This is a genomic window from Streptomyces sp. NPDC055506 (assembly GCF_053643595.1).
Genome location: NZ_JBSHKH010000085.1, coordinates 1 through 17,669, shown reverse-complemented (window position 1 = coordinate 17,669; position 17,669 = coordinate 1). Strand labels below are relative to the sequence as shown.

The 17,669-nt window shown below is 72.7% G+C and carries 16 protein-coding genes and 1 pseudogene; 11 read left to right on the top strand and 6 right to left on the bottom strand.

Annotation, left to right across the window (positions count from 1 at the left end; genetic code table 11):
- Positions 1 to 15: 15 nt before the first annotated feature.
- From ACWIF2_RS27330 to ACWIF2_RS27310, 5 genes are read left to right on the top strand one after another with little or no spacing between them, the layout of a single operon-like run.
- Positions 16 to 1,359, top strand: a complete 1,344-nt coding sequence (locus ACWIF2_RS27330; protein WP_454363350.1) for an L-fuconate dehydratase — start codon at positions 16 to 18, stop codon at positions 1,357 to 1,359.
- Positions 1,356 to 2,111 (top strand): SDR family NAD(P)-dependent oxidoreductase, encoded by a 756-nt coding sequence (locus ACWIF2_RS27325; RefSeq protein WP_454363349.1) that lies wholly within the window; start codon positions 1,356 to 1,358, stop codon positions 2,109 to 2,111. Before ACWIF2_RS27330 ends, ACWIF2_RS27325 begins: the two co-directional genes overlap by 4 nt.
- Positions 2,108 to 3,118, top strand: coding sequence for an aldo/keto reductase (locus ACWIF2_RS27320; RefSeq protein WP_454363347.1), 1,011 nt, complete (start codon positions 2,108 to 2,110; stop codon positions 3,116 to 3,118). Before ACWIF2_RS27325 ends, ACWIF2_RS27320 begins: the two co-directional genes overlap by 4 nt.
- Positions 3,115 to 3,432, top strand: a complete 318-nt coding sequence (locus tag ACWIF2_RS27315) for an L-rhamnose mutarotase (RefSeq protein WP_454363346.1) — start codon at positions 3,115 to 3,117, stop codon at positions 3,430 to 3,432. Before ACWIF2_RS27320 ends, ACWIF2_RS27315 begins: the two co-directional genes overlap by 4 nt.
- Complete coding sequence (locus ACWIF2_RS27310) at positions 3,429 to 4,262, top strand: amidohydrolase family protein (protein WP_454363344.1); 834 nt, start codon at positions 3,429 to 3,431, stop codon at positions 4,260 to 4,262. Before ACWIF2_RS27315 ends, ACWIF2_RS27310 begins: the two co-directional genes overlap by 4 nt.
- Here the strand turns inward: ACWIF2_RS27310 and ACWIF2_RS27305 are convergent.
- Positions 4,250 to 5,671 carry a lipase maturation factor family protein gene (locus tag ACWIF2_RS27305; protein ID WP_454363342.1) on the bottom strand — a complete coding sequence of 474 codons (1,422 nt, stop codon included), beginning with the start codon at positions 5,669 to 5,671 and terminating at the stop codon, positions 4,250 to 4,252. The two genes, ACWIF2_RS27310 and ACWIF2_RS27305, sit on opposite strands and share 13 nt — an antisense overlap.
- A gap of 132 nt (positions 5,672 to 5,803) precedes the next feature.
- Here ACWIF2_RS27305 and ACWIF2_RS27300 point away from each other — a divergent pair, with 132 nt between their 5' ends.
- From ACWIF2_RS27300 to ACWIF2_RS27290, 3 genes are all read left to right on the top strand, one after another.
- Positions 5,804 to 6,883, top strand: coding sequence for a DUF6777 domain-containing protein (locus ACWIF2_RS27300; RefSeq protein ID WP_454363340.1), 1,080 nt, complete (start codon positions 5,804 to 5,806; stop codon positions 6,881 to 6,883).
- 76 nt (positions 6,884 to 6,959) lie between these two features.
- Entirely contained in the window at positions 6,960 to 9,047 is a 2,088-nt protein-coding gene (locus ACWIF2_RS27295; RefSeq protein WP_454363339.1) for a SpoIIE family protein phosphatase, read from the top strand.
- 22 nt (positions 9,048 to 9,069) lie between these two features.
- Positions 9,070 to 9,933 (top strand): Fpg/Nei family DNA glycosylase, encoded by an 864-nt coding sequence (locus ACWIF2_RS27290; RefSeq protein WP_454363337.1) that lies wholly within the window; start codon positions 9,070 to 9,072, stop codon positions 9,931 to 9,933.
- Between the two features lie 7 nt (positions 9,934 to 9,940).
- On the opposite strand, the gene ACWIF2_RS27285 is transcribed toward ACWIF2_RS27290, so the two are convergent.
- From ACWIF2_RS27285 to ACWIF2_RS27270, 4 genes are all read right to left on the bottom strand, one after another.
- A complete protein-coding gene (locus tag ACWIF2_RS27285; RefSeq protein WP_454363335.1) occupies positions 9,941 to 11,122 on the bottom strand; it encodes a PP2C family protein-serine/threonine phosphatase in 1,182 nt (393 codons plus the stop codon).
- Between the two features lie 118 nt (positions 11,123 to 11,240).
- Positions 11,241 to 11,900 carry a zf-HC2 domain-containing protein gene (locus tag ACWIF2_RS27280; protein WP_454363334.1) on the bottom strand — a complete coding sequence of 220 codons (660 nt, stop codon included), beginning with the start codon at positions 11,898 to 11,900 and terminating at the stop codon, positions 11,241 to 11,243.
- 150 nt (positions 11,901 to 12,050) lie between these two features.
- The gene (locus ACWIF2_RS27275; RefSeq protein ID WP_454363332.1) at positions 12,051 to 12,563 is read right to left on the bottom strand and encodes a hypothetical protein; all 513 of its coding nucleotides are present in this window, start codon (positions 12,561 to 12,563) and stop codon (positions 12,051 to 12,053) included.
- Between the two features lie 152 nt (positions 12,564 to 12,715).
- Positions 12,716 to 13,261 carry a sigma-70 family RNA polymerase sigma factor gene (locus tag ACWIF2_RS27270; protein ID WP_193477437.1) on the bottom strand — a complete coding sequence of 182 codons (546 nt, stop codon included), beginning with the start codon at positions 13,259 to 13,261 and terminating at the stop codon, positions 12,716 to 12,718.
- A gap of 222 nt (positions 13,262 to 13,483) precedes the next feature.
- On the opposite strand from ACWIF2_RS27270, the gene ACWIF2_RS27265 reads away from it, so the two are divergent.
- Positions 13,484 to 14,641 (top strand): CapA family protein, encoded by a 1,158-nt coding sequence (locus tag ACWIF2_RS27265; protein WP_454363330.1) that lies wholly within the window; start codon positions 13,484 to 13,486, stop codon positions 14,639 to 14,641.
- Between the two features lie 67 nt (positions 14,642 to 14,708).
- Here the strand turns inward: ACWIF2_RS27265 and ACWIF2_RS27260 are convergent, their stop codons facing one another.
- Entirely contained in the window at positions 14,709 to 15,170 is a 462-nt protein-coding gene (locus ACWIF2_RS27260) for a universal stress protein (protein ID WP_454363328.1), read from the bottom strand.
- An 89-nt stretch (positions 15,171 to 15,259) separates the two neighbouring features.
- Here ACWIF2_RS27260 and ACWIF2_RS27255 point away from each other — a divergent pair.
- Together ACWIF2_RS27255 and ACWIF2_RS27250 are read left to right on the top strand one after the other, a co-directional pair.
- Positions 15,260 to 16,868, top strand: a pseudogene (locus ACWIF2_RS27255) (phosphatidylglycerol lysyltransferase domain-containing protein); the annotation flags it as partial.
- Between the two features lie 78 nt (positions 16,869 to 16,946).
- Positions 16,947 to 17,669 (top strand): polysaccharide deacetylase family protein (locus ACWIF2_RS27250; protein WP_454363326.1); only part of this gene is annotated, 723 nt, incomplete at its 3' end.

Sequence of the window (17,669 nt, the reverse complement as noted above, 5' to 3'; positions counted from 1 at the left end):
ACCGAAAGGCCCTCCGTGTCCCCGACGCCCGCCCGCATCATCGCGGTCGACACCCACGACATCCGCTTCCCCACCTCGCGCGAGCTCGACGGCTCCGACGCGATGAACCCGGACCCCGACTACTCGGCGGCCTACGTCGTCCTGCGCACGGACGCGGCCGACGGGCACGAAGGGCACGGGTTCGCCTTTACCATCGGGCGGGGCAACGAGGTGCAGGTCGCCGCGATCGACGCGCTGCGCGGGCACCTGATCGGCCGCTCGGCCGACGAGCTGTGCGCCGACCCGTCCACCCTGAACCGCGACCTGATCGGCGACAGCCAGCTGCGCTGGCTCGGGCCCGAGAAGGGCGTGATGCACATGGCGATCGGCGCGGTCGTCAACGCCGTGTGGGACCTGGCCGCCAAGCGCGCCGGACTGCCGCTGTGGCGGCTGCTCGCCGAGGCCGAGCCCGCGTGGCTGGTGCGCCAGATCGACTTCCGCTACCTCACCGACGCCCTCACCCCCGAGGAGGCCCTGACCCTGCTGAGCCGGGGCCGGCAGGGCGCCGAGGAGCGCACGGCCCGGCTGCTGGAGCGCGGCTACCCCGCCTACACCACCTCACCCGGCTGGCTCGGCTACGACGACGAGAAGCTCACCCGGCTCGCGGCCCGGGCCGTCGCCGACGGCTTCCGGCAGATCAAACTGAAGGTCGGCGCCGACCTCGAGGACGACATCCGGCGCTGCCGCGTCGCCCGTTCCGTCATCGGCCCGGACATCCGGATGGCCGTCGACGCCAACCAGCGCTGGGACGTCGACGAGGCGATCCGCTGGACCAAGGCCCTCGCCGAGTTCGACCCGTACTGGATCGAGGAGCCCACCAGCCCCGACGACATCCTCGGCCACGCGGCCGTCCGCCGGGCCGTCGCCCCCGTGAAGGTCGCCACCGGCGAGCACGTGCACAACCGGATCGTCTTCAAGCAGCTCCTCCAGGCCGGTGCGCTAGACGTCGTCCAGATCGACGCGGCCCGCGTCGGCGGCGTCCCCGAGAACCTCGCGATCCTGCTGCTCGCGGCCAAGTTCGGCGTGCCGGTCTGCCCGCACGCGGGCGGCGTCGGCCTGTGCGAACTGGTCCAGCACCTGTCCATGTTCGACTACGTGGCCCTGTCCGGCACCACCGAGGGCCGCGTCATCGAATACGTCGACCATCTGCACGACCACTTCCTCGACCCGGTGGTGATCCGCCAGGCTCACTACACGGCACCCACCGCACCGGGCTTCTCGGCCGCCATGCGGCCCGAGTCACTGGCGCGATTCACCTACCCGGGCGGCGAGTTCTGGGCCGCCGACCTCGACGAGCGGAAGAAGGGTCAGGCCGTATGAGCGACTTCGAGGGCATCACAGCCCTGGTGACGGGCGGCGCCTCCGGCATCGGCCGGGCCACCGCCGACCTCCTGGCCGAGCGCGGCGCCCGGGTCGCCGTCCTCGACCTGGACCCGTCGCCGGTCGACAAGCCGCTGCTCGCCTACCGCGCGGACGTCACCGACGACGCGTCCGTGCGCGAGGCGGTGGCGGCCGCGGTCGCCGACCTCGGCGGACTGGACGTCCTGGTCAACAACGCGGGCATCGGCGCCCAGGGCACCGTCGAGGACAACCCCGACGACGAATGGCACCGCGTCTACGACGTCAACGTCGTCGGCATGGTCCGCACCACCCGCGCCTGCCTGCCCCAACTGCGCGCCTCCGCGCACGCCGCGATCGTCAACACCTGCTCCATCGCCGCCACCGCGGGCCTGCCGCAGCGCGCCCTGTACAGCGCCACCAAGGGCGCCGTGTACTCCCTCACCCTCGCCATGGCCGCCGACCACGTCCGCGAGGGCATCCGCGTCAACTGCGTCAACCCGGGCACGGTCGACACGCCCTGGGTCGGCCGCCTCCTCGACGCCGCGCCCGAACCCGCCGCCGAACGCGCCGCCCTGGAGGCCCGCCAGCCCACCGGCCGCCTGGTCTCCGCGGCCGAGGTCGCGGGCGCCGTCGCCTACCTGGCCGGTCCCCTCTCCGGCGCCACCACGGGCACCGCCCTCGCCGTCGACGGCGGCATGCAGGGCCTGCGGCTGCGCCCGGTGGCCCGGTGAACCGGCTCGGCGGCAGCGGCGTCCGGGTCAGCGCCCTGTCCTTCGGCGCCGCCGCGATCGCCAACCTCTACTCCGAAGTCGGCGAGGCACAGGCGCACGACGCCGTAGAGGCCGCCTGGCAGCGGGGCATCCGCTACTTCGACACCGCCCCGCACTACGGCCTCGGCCTCTCCGAACGCCGCCTCGGCGCCGCCCTGCGGGACCGCCCCCGAGGCCAGTACACGATCTCCACCAAGGTGGGCCGCCGCCTGGAACCCTCGGACGGCACCGGCGACGACCTGGCCCACGGGTTCGCCGTGCCCGCCACCCACCGCCGCGTGTGGGACTTCAGCGCCGACGGTGTACGACGCACCCTGGAGGCCAGCCTGGAACGGCTCGGCCTCGACAGCGTCGACGTCGTCTACCTCCACGACCCCGACGAGCACGCCGAGGAGGCCTTCCGGGAGGGCTATCCGGCCCTGGAGAAGCTCCGCGGCGAGGGCGTGGTCGGCGCGATCGGTGCCGGAATGAACCAGGCGGAGATGCTCACCCGCTTCGTCCGCGACACCGACATCGACGTGGTGCTCTGCGCCGGCCGCTACACCCTGCTCGACCAGAGCGCCCTCACCCACCTGCTGCCCGCCGCCCACGAACGCGGCACGTCCGTCGTCATCGGCGGCGCCTTCAACTCCGGCCTGTTGGCGAACCCGCGGCCGGGAGCGACGTACAACTACACCGTCGCCCCCTCCGAGCTGGTCGAGCGTGCCCTGCGGCTGAAGTCCGTCGCCGACCGCCACGGCACCACGCTGCGCGCCGCCGCCCTGGCTTTCTGCGCCGCGCACCCGGCCGTCGCCAGCGTCCTCGTCGGGGCCCGCTCGGCGCACGAGGTCCGCGACTGCGCCCACCAGTTCGCCGCGCGCGTGCCCGCCGGGTTCTGGCAGGACCTGCGCGCCGAGGGGCTGCTGCCCGCCGACGCCCCCGTGCCCACCGAGGAGCCGTCCGAGGCGTCGTCCGAGGAGCCGAAATGAGAGTCGCCCTGCACACCAAGGTCCGCGCCGACCGCGTCGCGGAGTACGAGGCAGCCCACCGCGAGGTCCCGGAGGAACTCACCGACGCCATCCGGGCCGCAGGCGCCACCTCCTGGACGATCTGGCGCAGCGGCACCGACTTGTTCCACGTCCTGGAGTGCGAGGACTACGCCCGTCTCCTCGCCGGACTGGAGAAGCTCCCGGTCAACGTCGCCTGGCAGGCCCGCATGGCCGAGCTGCTGGACGTCGTGCACGACTACTCCGGCGAGGGCGCCGACGCCGGCCTGCCGGTCGTCTGGGAGCTGCCGTCATGACCGTCGTCGACGCCCACCACCATGTGTGGGACCTGTCCGTACGGGACCAGGACTGGATCGCTGGCCCCGAACTCGCGCCCCTGCGCCGCGACTTCACCATGAAGGACCTCGAACCCGAGGCGAGAGCGGCCGGAGTGGAGCGCACGGTCCTCGTCCAGACGATCACCGTGCCGGAGGAGACCCCGGAGTTCCTGGCCCTGGCCGAGCAGCACGACCTGATCGCGGGCGTCGTCGGCTGGACCGACCTCACCCGCCCCGACGTCGCGGAGGAACTGTCCCGGCTGCGGGAACTCCCCGGCGGCCGCCACCTCAAGGGCATCCGCCACCAGGTCCAGGGCGAACCCGACCCGGAATGGCTCCTGCGCCCGGACGTACGCCGGGGACTGGCCGCCGTCGCCGACGCCGGACTGGTATACGACCTCGTGGTGCTGCCCCACCAGCTCCCGGCCTGCGCACGGGCCGCCGCCGACCTGCCCGGCCTCACCTTCGTCCTCGACCACCTGGGCAAACCGCCCATCGCCTCCGGCGGCCTCGAACCCTGGGCATCCGGCCTGCGCGCCCTCGCCGCCCGGCCCAACACGGTCGCCAAGCTGTCCGGCCTGGTCACCGAGGCCGACCTCGCCTCCTGGACGGTCGAGGACCTGCGCCCGTATGCCGACGTGGCCCTGGAGGCCTTCGGCCCGGAGCGTCTGATGTACGGCTCGGACTGGCCGGTGTGCACGCTCGCCACCTCGTACGGCGGCACCCTCGACCTCGTACGCCGTCTGACCTCAGAGGAAGATCACGAGCAGATCCTCGCGACCACCGCCACCCGCGTCTACGCCCTCTGAGCCGTCTCCGCCAGCCGTGTCGGCGGCAGGTACTCCCGTACATACGTCCGCTCCCAGCACGCGCCCGTCTCCCGCAGCTCGCGCCAAGTCGTGTAGCGGTAGCGGAACAGTCGGGCGCGCACGTACCGCGGGGGTTCGTCGGGCGGGAACGGCGAGCGGCGCAGCAGCCTCAGCGTGGCCCGGTCGTTCTCCAGCAGCCGCTCCACCATGGTGCCGAACCAGGAGCCGGCGTAGGCGGGGGAGAGCGCCGCGAACCACATCATCCAGTCCAGCCGCAGATGGTACGGAGCGAACTGGCGCGGCCAGCGCCGAGGATCGCCCGGCTTGCCCTTGAACTCGTACTCCCGCCAGTCCGAGTCCGGGCGCGGTACCTCGTCCGCGGTGCCCTCGACCACCACCTCGTAGCGGACCCGGCTCACACTGCCGAACGCGCCGTAGGTGTTGACCAGATGGACCGGGTCGAAGGAGCGGTTCATCACCTGGCGGCGGGAGAGCATGTTGCGGACCGGCTGGTAGCTGAGGCCCACGAGCAGCGCCCCCACCGCCAGCACCACGACCTCGTACCAGAGCGGGGCCTCGGGCACGGCCGGCGGATCGGCCGGAAACCGTACGGCCGACAGGGCCAGCACGATCGTGATCCAGTTCAGCCAGGAGAAGTTGCCCGACAGCACCAGCCACAGCTGGGTGACGATCATCAGCGCGGCGGCGGCCGTCGCGACCGGCTGCGGGGTGAACAGCAGGAACGGCACCACGAGCTGGGTGAAATGGTTCGCGGCCACCTCGACCCGGTGCACGGGCTTGGGCAGATGGTGGAAGAACCAGCTCAGCGGGCCCGGCATGGGCTGGGTCTCGTGATGGTGGTCCAGGCACGTCAGCTTCCGCCAGCACTCGTCGCCGCGCATCTTGATGAGCCCCGCGCCGAACTCCACCCGGAACAGGATCCACCGCAGCAGGAACAGCACGACGACCGGCGGCGCCACCTCGTCGTTGCCGAGGAACACGGCGAGGAAACCGACCTCCAGCAGCAGCGACTCCCAGCCGAACGAGTACCAGGTCTGCCCGACGTTCACGATCGACAGGTACAGCACCCACGGCACCAGCCACAGCAGCATGCCGCCCCACAGCGGCAGCAGCGAGTCGAGCCCGGCCAGCAGCGCCGCCGACACCGCGCAGCCCGCCCAGGCGCAGAGCGCGAAGAAGCGGTCCGAGTAGTACAGCTGGAACAGGCTCGGCGCCCGCTTGAACGGCACCCGCTCGACGAACTCCGGCACCGGCAGCATGCCGCGCTGCCCGATCAGCGCCCGGAACTGCACGGCTGCCGTCAGGAACGCGACCAGATACACGGCGGCCAGCGCCCGCTGGAAGACCAGCCGGCTCAGCCAGTAGTCGGATGCGGTGAACCAGTCCACGGCCGTGTGCTCCTCCCGATGCCGAGCCGGACCCCAGTGTCACGCTCCGTACGGCGTCGCTCCGGTTGCGTAACCCAAGTGAGTGAAGCAAAGAATAGGGACGAATGGCCGGAAACGAGGCAGGAGGACTGGGTGCGGACACACACCGGGACCCTCGTCATGGCCTGTGTGCTCTCGACGGCGCTCCTCCTCTCGGGCTGCGGCACCGACGGCGACGGCGACGGTGACGACGCGGACGCCGGCGGAGAGCTCTTCCTCCAGCCGGCCGGGGCCAGGGGACCGGACCCCTTCACCGACTCCACGGCCACCACGACGGCTACCCCGTCCCCCGCCCCGCGAACGCCGGGGAGAGCCGGCCCGGACGGCCCGTCCCGGATCTCCGCCGGCCTCGGCGCACTGCGCTCGCTCTCCGGTGGCACACCCGGCCTGTACGGCGGCTTCGAACGGACCGGCAGCTGCGACATCGCGCGGCAGATCGGCCACCTCACCCGCGACCGGGCCAGGATCCGCGCCTTCGCCCGGGTCGCGGGCGTCTCCCCGGCCGCCGTCCCGGACCACGTGCGCCGGCTGACCCCGCTGGTGCTGCGCGCCGACACCCGCGTCACCAACCACGGCTTCCGGGCGGGACGGGCGAGCGGCTACCAGTCCGTCCTCCAGGCGGGCACCGCCGTCCTGGTCGACGACCGGGGCGTGCCGCGCGTCCGCTGCGCCTGCGGCAACCCGCTGCGTCCGCCGCTGGCGATGCGGGGCACACCGCGCGGCCAGGGCAGCCCCTGGCCCGGCTACCGGCCCGGCGAGGTGATCGTCGTGACCCCGGCCCCGCAGGTGATCACCGACTTCACGATCATCGACCTCGCCGCCCGCACCTGGATCGAACGGCCGACCGGCCACGACGTACGCCACGACCGGGCCCTGCCGCCACCGCTCTGGGCGCAGCGGCCCCCGGTGTCGCCCACGCCCTCGCCCCGCGCCCCGGACGCGGCCCGTACGGCTCCCCGGATCGAGAGCAGCCCGCCAGAGGCGGTTTCACCACCGGGCGACGCGTTCGAACCACCGCCCGACGCGATCGACCCACTTCCAGAAGAGGCCGCCCCGGCCCCGGACGAACCGGCTCCGGCAGCCCCCACCGGCTCCGACGAGGTCGGCCCCGACACCGTTCCGGACAGCCCCGACCTGCCCGACGGAGCCGGTCTGATCCCCGATGGCGACTGAGGAACGCTCCGGCCGGGAGGCCCCTACGCTCGGCACAACGGTCGAAGAATCGGATGATTACTGGCAAGGTGGGCCCATGGCTGATCGGGGAGGGAGCGCCCTGTCACTCCCGGACGACTGGCCCGCCCACCCGGATCCGATCCTCGCGCTCAACCGGATGGGCAGTTTCGACTGGGATCTGGACACCGGCCTGATGCAGATGGACGCCCAGGCCCACGACGTCTTCGACGTGCGTCTCGACGAGTACGACGGCCACCCCGAGACGCTCGCCAAACGGGTCCCGCCCGGCGAGGCGCGGCGCCTGGACACCGCGGTCTCCCAGGCCCTGAAGGACGGCAGCGAGAACTACGGCGCCTACTTCCGCATGCGCCGCCGCGACGGCACCCTGCGCTGGACGCACACCCAGGGCTACATCCGGCGCGACGACACCGGACGGCCCCGCCGCATCATCGGCATCGTCCGGGACGCCACCCAGGAACTCGGCGAGAGCGAGGCCCGCCTCGACCAGGCCGCCCGGGACGAGGCCCGCCAGGAGCAGACCAGCGTCGTCGAACTCACCACGGCCGCCCTCGCCCACGCCCGCACCGTTCAGGACGTCATCGACGTCCTGAAGGACACCCACGGCCTCGTCCACCTGGGCGCCACCAGCCTGGTCATGGGCCTGGTCGAGGCCGGGCGCATCCGCCTGGTCGCCGAGGGGCCCTCGGACAGCTTCGTGCCCGGCACCCGCATCACCCGGATCGACGAGCCCTACCCGATGAGCGAGGCCGTGCGGACCCTCGGTCCCCGCTTCATCGAATCGCCGGAGGAGTTCGCCGAGCGCTACCCGATCCTGTGGCCGCACATCACCGGCCTGAACATCACCTCGGCCGCCTATCTGCCGCTCATCGTCCAGGCCAGGCCCATCGGCGCGATGGGCCTGCTCTACAGCGACCGGCACGGCTTCACACCCGAGGAGCGCAACATCCTCGTCGCCCTCGGCAGCAGCATCGCGCAGAGCCTGCAGCGGGCCATGTTCTACGAGCAGGAGATGGACCTCGCGCAGGGCCTCCAGCAGGCCATGCTGCCCCGGACCATCCCGAGCGTGCCCGGTGCCGACGTCGCCGTCCGCTACCGCGCCGCCACCATCGGCGGCTCCGTCGGCCGTGACATCGGCGGCGACTGGTACGACCTCATCCCGCTGCCCGGCGGCCGGGTCGGCGCCGTCATCGGCGACGTCCAGGGCCACGACACGCACGCGGCCGCCGTCATGGGCCAGCTGCGCATCGTGCTGCGCGCCTACGCCGCCGAGGGACACACCCCGGCCACCGTGATGGCCCGCGCCTCCGTCTTCCTGCACGAACTCGACACCGACCGCTCCGCGACCTGCCTCTACGCCGAGGCCGACCTGTCGACCGGCGTGCTCCAGATGGTCCGGGCCGGGCACATCGACCCGCTCGTGCGCCGGCCCGACGGGTCCTGCCGCCGCGTCACCGTCCAGGGCGGTCTGCCGCTCGGCCTGTCCGCCGAGTTCGGCCGCCTCGAGTACCCGGTGGGCACCGTGGAGCTCGACCCCGGCGACACCCTGCTGCTGTGCACCGACGGCCTGGTGGAGCAGCCCGGCGCCGACCTCGACGACGGCATGCGCACCCTCACCGCGCTCGTCGCCACCGGCCCCGACGACGTACGTGACCTCGCCGACCGGCTCATCGACGTGGCCGCCGAGCGCAGCGGTGACGACGACGTGGCGCTGCTCCTGCTGCGCCGGCGCGGGCCCGACGGCCCGCAGTCCGGCCAGCGGCTCCAGCGGCACGTGGCCCCCGGCGACCCGGCGGCCCTGACCGAGGCCCGGCACATGATCCGCACCGCGGTCGGCGTCTGGGGCGCCCGGGACCGCGCCGACGAGATCGAACTGGTCGCCGACGAGCTGATCACCAACGCCCTGATGCACACCGAGGGCTCCGCCATCGTCACCCTGCGAGTCCTCACGGGCTCCGGTCGCCGGCTGCGCGTCGAGGTCGAGGACTCCTCCAGCGCCCTGCCACGCCGCCGCGAGGCCGGCGAGTCGGGCGTCTCCGGACGGGGGCTGCTGCTGGTGGAACTGCTCACCGACGTGTGGGGCGTGGAGGCACGCGGCGGCGGCAAGGCCGTGTGGTGCGAGTTCGCGGTGCCCGACCAGCACTGACCACCCGTGGCACTCTGGACTCATGCCGGAACTCCCCGAGGTCGAGGCGCTCAAGGACTTCCTGGCCGAGCACCTCGTCGGCCACGAGATCGTCCGCGTGCTGCCCGTCGCGATCAGCGTCCTGAAGACGTACGACCCGCCCCTGTCCGCGCTGGAGGGACACGAGGTCGCCGCCGTACGCCGGTACGGCAAGTTCCTCGACCTCGCGACCGCGGACGGCCCGCACTTCGTGACGCACCTGGCCCGCGCGGGCTGGCTCCACTGGAAGGACCGCCTGCCCGACGGTCCGCCCCGCCCCGGCAAGGGCCCCCTCGCGCTGCGCGTGGCCCTGGAGACCGGCTCCGGATTCGACCTGACCGAGGCCGGCACTCAGAAGCGGCTCGCCGTGTACGTCGTGGGGGACCCGCAGGAGGTCCCGGGCGTCGCCCGGCTCGGCCCGGACCCCCTCGCCGACGGCTTCGACGAGCGACGCTTCGCGGAACTCCTGGCCGGTGAACGGCGGCAGCTCAAGGGCGCGTTGCGCGACCAGAGCCTGATCGCGGGCGTGGGCAACGCCTACAGCGACGAGATCCTGCACGCGGCGAGGATGTCGCCCTTCAAACTGGCCGCGTCCCTGAGCGCGGAGGAGACCCACCGGCTGTACGAGGCCCTGCGCGACACACTCACCGAGGCCGTCGAACGCTCCCGGGGCGTGGCGGCCGGGCGGCTGAAGGCCGAGAAGAAGAGCGGCCTGCGCGTCCACGGCCGCACCGGCGAGCCCTGCCCGGTGTGCGGCGACACCGTGCGCGAGGTGTCCTTCAGCGACTCCTCGCTGCAGTACTGCCCGACCTGCCAGACGGGCGGCAAGCCGCTGGCGGACCGCAGGATGTCCCGGCTGCTGAAATGACGCGCCGTCACCTGGCCGGAGGCGACCACTCGAACATGAGGATGGTCGCGTCGTCCCGCAGCCGGCTGCCGGACGAGTCGAGGATGGAGTGGATGAGCCGCCGCAGCGTCTCGGGCGCCAGCTCGCCCGCTGCCGTCGCCCGGATGATGTAGTCGGCGAACTGCTCGAGACCGAACTCCGCGCCGTCGACGGCCCTGGCCTCGGTGACCCCGTCGCTGTACATCAGGACCCGGTCGCCGGGCTTCAGAGCGATCTCGTGCGTCCGCCGCTTCAGTCCTGCCAGCCGGGACGGCAGACCCATCGGCGGTTCCGGCTCGCGCCGCATGGCCTCGACGTCCGGCCGCTTGCCGCGGATGAGCAGCGGGGTGGGATGTCCGCAGTTGCACCACCGCAGCACCCCGGAGACCAGGTCCAGCTGGGCCAGGACGCCGGTACAGAACTGGTCGGGGAGCCACTGCGCCAGCGCGTCGTCGACACTCTGTACCAGGTCGGGCAGGTCGGCCCCGGTCCGCCGGGCATTGCGGCTCGCGGCGAGGCACACGGCCGTGGTGAGCCCGGAGGCCAGGTCGTGTCCCATGGCGTCGAGGACCGTGGCGTGCAGGGCCGTCTCGGTGAGGGAGTGGTCGAAGGCGTCGCCGCCGAGCTCGTAGGCCGGCTCCAGCACGGCCGTGGACACGACGTGCGCTGTGCCGATCGTGCGCGGCGGCAGGAAGGCCCGCAGCATCTCGGCGGGCAGCAGCATCGGTCTGGTGCGCGTACGCCGGACGAAGGAGTCCTGGTACGCCCGCGTGGACGTGATCATCATGGCGAGGAGCGTGGCGAGGGCCTTGCCGCGGCGCAGCACGGCCGGGGTCAGCGAGGCCGAGTGCACGGCGAGGACTCCGAGGCGTTCGGCGCCGTCCACGAGGGGGACCCAGGCCGTCATGCCGCCCGACTCGGACTCCTCCACGCGCAGGGACTGGGTGCGGTAGGTCCAGCCGGCGAGTGATTCGTCGACGAGCAGCGGCGAGGCCTCGTCGGTGAGCGGCACGAGCCTGCGCTGCTGGATGTCGGCGAGGTACACCGCGGAGTCCTGGAGCCCCAGCGCCTCGGTGCAGCGGGCCACCGCGGTGGTCAGGTCCAGCGCCCTGTTCCCCGGATCGGCGAGGTACTCCTCCAGGCGGCCGTCGCCGTCCTGTGACGCCGCCACCTCGTCTCCCCTCGTCGCCGACCGCGGACACCCGTCTGTCTCCCCGGGTGCGCCAACCAGCAGTCTCACACCGGGGCACGCGGGACGCCCGGCGACAGGGGCGGACGGACGACCCCCCTTAGCGCGGCTGAAGCTTCACGAGGACCTCCCCGGACGCCGAGCGGACCTCGTAGCGGGCGGTCTCGTCCGGGTGTTTGGAGGAGCTGGCCATCATCGTGTTGGGGTGGGTGTCGTGACCGGGGCCGTGCCAGCTGGTCGCGGTCTCCTCGGAGCCGTCCCGGCCCACGATGACCAGGTGGCAGGAGCGCGGACCGGCCGCGTCCTTGACCTTCAGCTCGACCTGGCTGCCCGAGGCCTTGTCCTCGACGGTGACCTGGGCCCAGACGCCGGAGCGCGCGTCGGTCGCAGCGACCGTCAGGGGTCCCTCGTCCGCGCTGCTGCCCCGGGCCATCATCGCGACGCCGGGCACGGACACCGCGAAGGCCACCGAGGCCGCCAGGGCGAACAGGAGGCGTCTGCGGCCGGCCCGGCGCCTGGTCGCCACCTCGGCCAGCAGCCGGTCCAGCATGCGCGGCCCCGGCTGCGCCATCGGGTGCACGAACCGTGGTGTCGCGCGCCGGTACAGCATCAACTGGCGTGTCGTGGCGCCGAATTCCGTCACCTCTGCAGCGCACCGAGGGCACTCCATGAGGTGGTCCTCGAAGCGGAAGGCCTCCGCCTCGTCCAGCACGCCGAGCGCGTAGGCGCCGACGTCGCGATGCCGTTCCAGGGACCTCATGCCGAATCCTCGTGCCGTTGGGTGTGGGTGGGGTTACTCCTTGCTCCCACCGGTACGGACCAGGCAGCGGAATCACTCAAGGCGGTGACACAATCGCAACCTATGGATTCGGAGCCCTCCGCCCGGCGGATTGGTCTCAGGCGCAGAAATCTAAAAAAGATGGATCGCGAGGTGTCCCAGCGGCAGTCCGAGCTGCCAGGCGGGCGTCCAGACCTTCGGCCCCTCGTCCTCCCCTGTCACCGGCGCACCACCCGGCACCGCGTTCAGATCGGGCGCGAGCAGCTCCGTCTCCTGCAGCCAGCGCCAGGCCTCGTCCGCCAGGTCCAGGTCCGGGGCGGGCCGTCCTTCCCGCGCGGCCGCGCGGGCCAGCTCGGCCAGCCGCTCGCGCACCCACTCCTGCCACGGCTGGTCGTACGCGGTCAGTGACAGCCACGTCTCCAGCTGGGTGACGACCCGGATGCCGGACAGCTCCCCGTCGGTGTCGGAGAGGAAGATGGTCAGCGCCAGGGCGTCCCGCCCCGCCCGGAACTCGAAGGACGTCGGCGGCATCAGATCGCCCGTCCGCAGCAGCTCGTCGGCGATGTACTCGGCGTACAACCACGCCATGGGGACGGTCAGTTCCCCGCCGGCGCCGTCCGTGCTCTCTCCACCTCTGTGCAGCATCCCTTCCTGCCTTCCTCCGGTACGTGCGCGTAGCCCGACACCGGGCCCCGGGGGCACTGTCGGCCCTCTCCGGAACACGGATGAGAACAGCCGATTACTCAACCGGGGTGTTCAGCAAGGCGCTTTACGGAGGCTTGACCCGCCCATTGGTTTCAGCGCAGGTCGGCGGCGTATCCGGGAAGCACCCGGCGCAGGGCGCGCAGCGCGTAGTACGCGCGGGACTTCACGGTACCGGGCGGGATCCCGAGGGTCGCCGCGGCTTCCGCCACACTCGCCCCCTGGAAGTACACGAGCACCAGGACTTCACGGTGCTCCGGAGTGAGTGTCTTCACAGCCTGGCGGACGTCGAGCATCGCCGCGGCCCGCTCGGCGTGGTCGGAGATGACCCGCGCGTTCTCCAGCACCGCGTCGCCGACCTCGGCCGGACGCGCCTGCCGGGCCCGCCGGGCGTCGATCGCGAGCCGCCGCCCGACGGTCATCAGCCAGGGCCGTACCGACTCGAAGTCGTCGGCGCGCAGGGCCTCGGGGTGTTGCCAGGCGCGTACGAGCGTCTCCTGCACCAGGTCCTCCGCGCGCTGCCGGTCGCCGTCGCAGAGCCGGAGCAGGAGCGCGAAGAGGGGCCGGCCGTGCTCCCGCTGCAGTGCGGCGAGCTCGTGCTCGGCGGTCGTTCCGTTCGTGAGAGTGGATCCGGCCGTCATGGCCGTATGCCACAGCAGGGCGCAGCCGGGGGACAGGGCACGTATCGGCCCGTGCGGCGGACGGTCGATCGCGTCGACGAACGGTTCGACGAACGGTCACCGCGCCCGGACCTGTGTGTTCCGGACGGGCTAATGAGCGTGTCGGAGCCGCGTGGGACGAGATGAGCCTTCTTTCCTGATGGTGCGTAAATACGACCACAACGCCCACAAAGGGGTGAATGGATGATCGCTCGCAGTCGACAGGTGGCCCTGGCCCTGACCGTCGTCCTCGCCGCGGGCGCGGCCTGCCAGGCCCGCGGCAGTCATGAACCGCGCGGCCCGGGACGCCCGGCACCGTCCTCCGCCGAGCCCCGCGGCTTCACACTGGTCGCCTCCGGCGACGTCCTCCCGCACAGCTCCATCATCGACCGGGCCCGCTTCGACGCCGGCGGCACCGGCTACGACTTCCGGCCGATGCTCGCGGGGATCCGCTCCGTCGTCTCCCGCGCCGACGTGGCCCTGTGCCACATGGAGACCGTCTACGGCGAGAACGGCGCCTACACCGGCTACCCCACCTTCAAGTCCCCGCCCGAGGTGGCCCAGGCCCTCGCCGTCACCGGCTACGACGGCTGCTCCACCGCCTCCAACCACACCCTGGACGACGGCGCCGACGGCATCCGGCGCACCCTCGACGCCCTCGACCGCGCGGGCGTACGGCACGCCGGCTCGGCACGCGCCGAGGAGGAGGCGCGCACGGTGACCGTATTCCAGGCGGGCTCGGCGAAGATCGCCCATCTCGCCTACACCTACGACACCAACGGCATCCCGCTCCCGGCCGGACAGCCCTGGGCCGTGAACCTCATCGACGAGGGCACGATCCTCGCCGACACCCGGGCCGCGCGCCGGGCGGGCAACGACGTGGTCGTCGTCTCCCTGCACTGGGGCACCGAGTGGCAGGACGCGCCCGACGAACGGCAGCTGACCCTGTCCCGGAACCTCACCGCCGCGCGCAGCGGCTCACGCCCCGACATCGACCTGATCCTCGGCACCCACGCGCACGTCCCGCAGGCCTACGAGAAGGTCAACGGCACCTGGGTGATCTACGGCATGGGCGACCAGATCGCCGGAGAGATGACCAACCACCAGGGCGCCAAGGACCCGCGCGGCAACCAGTCCACCCTCGGCCGCTTCACCTTCGCCCCGCCCGCACGGCCGGGCGGCCGCTGGGAGGTGACGAAGGCCGAGTTCGTCCCCCAGCTGTTCGACGTCGACGCCGGCCGCGTCGTGAACCTCAACCGTGCCATCGCCCAGGGAGCCGACGGACAGGCCGTCCGCGACCGCATCCGGGACGTCGTACTCGGCAGGGGCGCGGCCGGGGACGGGCTGGTGATGGGGGAGTAGCCCGGGAAGCCCGGCGTCGGCGCCGGCCGAAGAGGCGGGCCCAGGGACCGGTCAGGACCTGGGCCCGCTACGGCACCACCGTCACCGGCCACCGTCCGGCCTTCACCAGCCGTACCGCCACCGATCCGACGATCCGGTGGCCCGCCTGCTCGGACGCGCCCACGACCACGGCGTCCGCCTTGAGTTCGTCGGCCGCCTGCACTAGACCGTTGTACGGATCGCCGGGGAACGTGTGGAACTCCCAGCGGACCTCGAATATCCCCTTGAGCCGCTCGGCCGCGTCCCGGATCTGCGCCACGAGGCCCTCGGCTATCTCGTCGGTCGTCCCGGCCACCGGCGCCCCCAGCGCCGCCCCCGCCGCCAGCACCGGCTGCACGTACACCACGGCGAGCAGCGCGTGCTGCCGCCGGGCCAGGCCACCGGCGTAGGCCGCGGCCCGCAGGGAGGAGTCGGAGCCGTCCACTCCGACCACGATCACCTTCGGCCCGTCCGTGCCCCGCTCGAACTGAGGGGAGTGCTGTTCCGTCACGCCGCGAGGCTATCGGAGCCCTCCGCTCCGGCCGCCGGCCGGGAGCGCTCGACGGGCGAGAGCAGACGGGTGTTCCTAGAGTCGAAGGCATGAGTGCCATCGCGGACACCGGGACGGCCGAGAAGGACACCGGAGGTCCGATACGGCCGCCCCGCGGCCGGGCCCACGGCCTCCTGGGCCGGGTACCCGAGGGCTTCGCGGTCTTCTTCGGCGTCCTCGGCCTGCTCTGCGCCCTGCTGGCGCTCATCCCGCCGCTGCGCACCGGACTCCGCCCGCTCGTCCGCTTCCTGGACCTGCTGCTCGTCCCCGTCAGCGCCAACCTCGCCTACGGGGTCTTCCTGTTCCTGCTCGCCGCCGCGACCGGCGCACGCAAGAAGATCGCCTGGTGGCTGGTCGTCGTCTACCTGGGCCTGCTGGTCCTGTCCGACATCCTCGGCATGGCCGTCGGCCAGTTCGCCGAGTCCGTCCCGTCCTTCGTGGTGTGCGGCCTCGCCCTCGCCCTGCTGATCGTCGCCCGCCGGGAGTTCTACGCCGCCTCCCGCCGCGCCGCCGTACGCCGCGCCCTCGCCGTCCTGGTGGCCGGGCTGGTCGTGGCGATCCTGGCCGGCTGGGCCCTGGTCGCGGCCTTCCCCGGCACACTGCCCGGCGGCCAGCGCCTGGCCTGGGCCGCGAACCGGGTCCTGTGCGGCCTGGTGCCCGCGGGCAGCTTCGACGGCCGCCCGCCGCACGCCCTGTACTTCCTGCTAGGCCTGTTCGGCGCACTCGCCCTGCTGAACGCCGCCGCCACCCTCTTCCGCTCCCAGCGCCTGGAAGCCGCCCTGCACGACGACGAGGAGGCCCGCATCCGCGCCCTCCTCGGCCGCTACGGCGACCAGGACTCCTTCGGCTACTTCGCCACCCGCCGCGACAAGGCCGTCGTCTTCTCACCCAGCGGCAAGGCCGCCGTCACCTACCGCGTCGAGGCCGGGGTGTGCCTCGCCAGCGGCGACCCGGTCGGTGACCGGGAGGCCTGGCCGCACGCGATCGCCGCCACTCCACCCTGAGCGAGGAGGAGATGCGGCAGATCGTCGAACGGGCCGATGCCTGGCGCGACACCGAGACCGAACGCGGCTTCTCCATGGCCCTGGACCGGCTCGGCGACCCGGCCGACGGCGACTGCCTCCTCGTCGAGGCCCACGACAAGGACGGCCGGCTCCTCGCGATCCAGTCCTTCGTGCCCTGGGGCAAGGACGGCGTCTCCCTGGACCTGATGCGCCGTGACCGCACCGCCCCCAACGGCGTCATGGAGTTCATGGTCGCCGAACTGTGCCACGCCGCCCCGAAACTCGGCGTGCGCAAGGTCTCGCTGAACTTCGCCGTGTTCCGCTGCGTGTTCGAGGAGGGCGCCCGCATCGGCGCCGGACCGGTCCTGCGCCTCTGGCGCCGCCTGCCCGCTTCCTCTGCTACGCGGAGGCCGCCTCCCTCGCCAGGGTCGGTCTCGCCTCCGGCATCGCCGAGGGCTTCGTCTGCGTACCGTCGATGCGCAAGTTGTGGGGAAGAGGGCACCCGAAGGGCGGACAGCGGCCCGTCACCACGGAGGGGCTGCCGTCGTTGGCGGCGCTCGGCCTCGCCGGAGGGGACGGGACCGAGCCCGCCGACCCCCTCTCCGGCCTGTCCGACCAGGTCCGCCCTGGTGCGCCGCCGCTGACCCGTCTGCGTGGGCCGTCCGGGTGAAACCGCGCCGCCGCACCGGTGTTGCTCAGGTGCGCCGGTCTCCCGCCGGGCGACTCATGAGTCATGAAGAAGGATCAGTTGCTCACCCGTCGCCGGGTGTTGCTCGCCGGCTCCGGCTTCGTGGGCGCCGTCGCCACGGCAGGTGTGTTCGCGGGGGTCAACGGGGGCGGCCCCGCCGGGACCGTCCCGGCCTCCGGGCCCCAGGTCCGCCGCCCGCTCAGCTCCTCCGCGTACCGGCTCCAGCCCCTGACCGGATACGGCCCGCCGCACGCCGCGCCCCGCCGGACCCTGGTACGGCGCGCACCGCTGCTGCGCTTCTCCGGACGCGGCCGCCACATGGTGCTGACCTTCGACGACGGCCCCGACCCCCGCTACACCCCGGCCGTCCTGGACACCCTCGCCAAGTACGACGTGCGCGCGATGTTCTTCGTGTGCGGCGGCATGGTCGCCGACAACAGGGAACTGCTGGCGCGGATGGCCGAAGAGGGCCATGTCGTCGGGAACCACACCTGGTCCCACCCGCTGCTCACCCGCCTCACCCGCCGGGAGATCCGCTCCGAGATGGAACGCACCTGCGACGTCATCGAGGACGGCTACGGGGAGCGCCCCGAGTGGTTCCGCGCCCCCTACGGCGCCTGGAACCGCACCGCTTTCAGGCTCGGCGCCGAACTCGGCATGGAACCCCTCGCCTGGACGATCGACACCCTCGACTGGACGAGTCCCGGCACCCGGTCCATCGTCCGCAGGGTGGAGAACGGCGCCGCCCCCGGCGTCGTGGTGCTCTCC

Bases quoted from the DNA above. Each gene is read 5' to 3' on its own strand.
- ACWIF2_RS27280 (WP_454363334.1), bottom strand. From the start codon at position 11,900: ATGAGGTCCCTGGAACGGCATCGCGACGTCGGCGCCTACGCGCTCGGC.
- ACWIF2_RS27295 (WP_454363339.1), top strand. From the start codon at position 6,960: ATGGCTGATCGGGGAGGGAGCGCCCTGTCACTCCCGGACGACTGGCCC.
- ACWIF2_RS27265 (WP_454363330.1), top strand. From the start codon at position 13,484: ATGATCGCTCGCAGTCGACAGGTGGCCCTGGCCCTGACCGTCGTCCTC.
- ACWIF2_RS27290 (WP_454363337.1), top strand. From the start codon at position 9,070: ATGCCGGAACTCCCCGAGGTCGAGGCGCTCAAGGACTTCCTGGCCGAG.
- ACWIF2_RS27270 (WP_193477437.1), bottom strand. From the start codon at position 13,261: ATGACGGCCGGATCCACTCTCACGAACGGAACGACCGCCGAGCACGAG.
- ACWIF2_RS27275 (WP_454363332.1), bottom strand. From the start codon at position 12,563: ATGCTGCACAGAGGTGGAGAGAGCACGGACGGCGCCGGCGGGGAACTG.
- ACWIF2_RS27325 (WP_454363349.1), top strand. From the start codon at position 1,356: ATGAGCGACTTCGAGGGCATCACAGCCCTGGTGACGGGCGGCGCCTCC.
- ACWIF2_RS27310 (WP_454363344.1), top strand. From the start codon at position 3,429: ATGACCGTCGTCGACGCCCACCACCATGTGTGGGACCTGTCCGTACGG.
- ACWIF2_RS27315 (WP_454363346.1), top strand. From the start codon at position 3,115: ATGAGAGTCGCCCTGCACACCAAGGTCCGCGCCGACCGCGTCGCGGAG.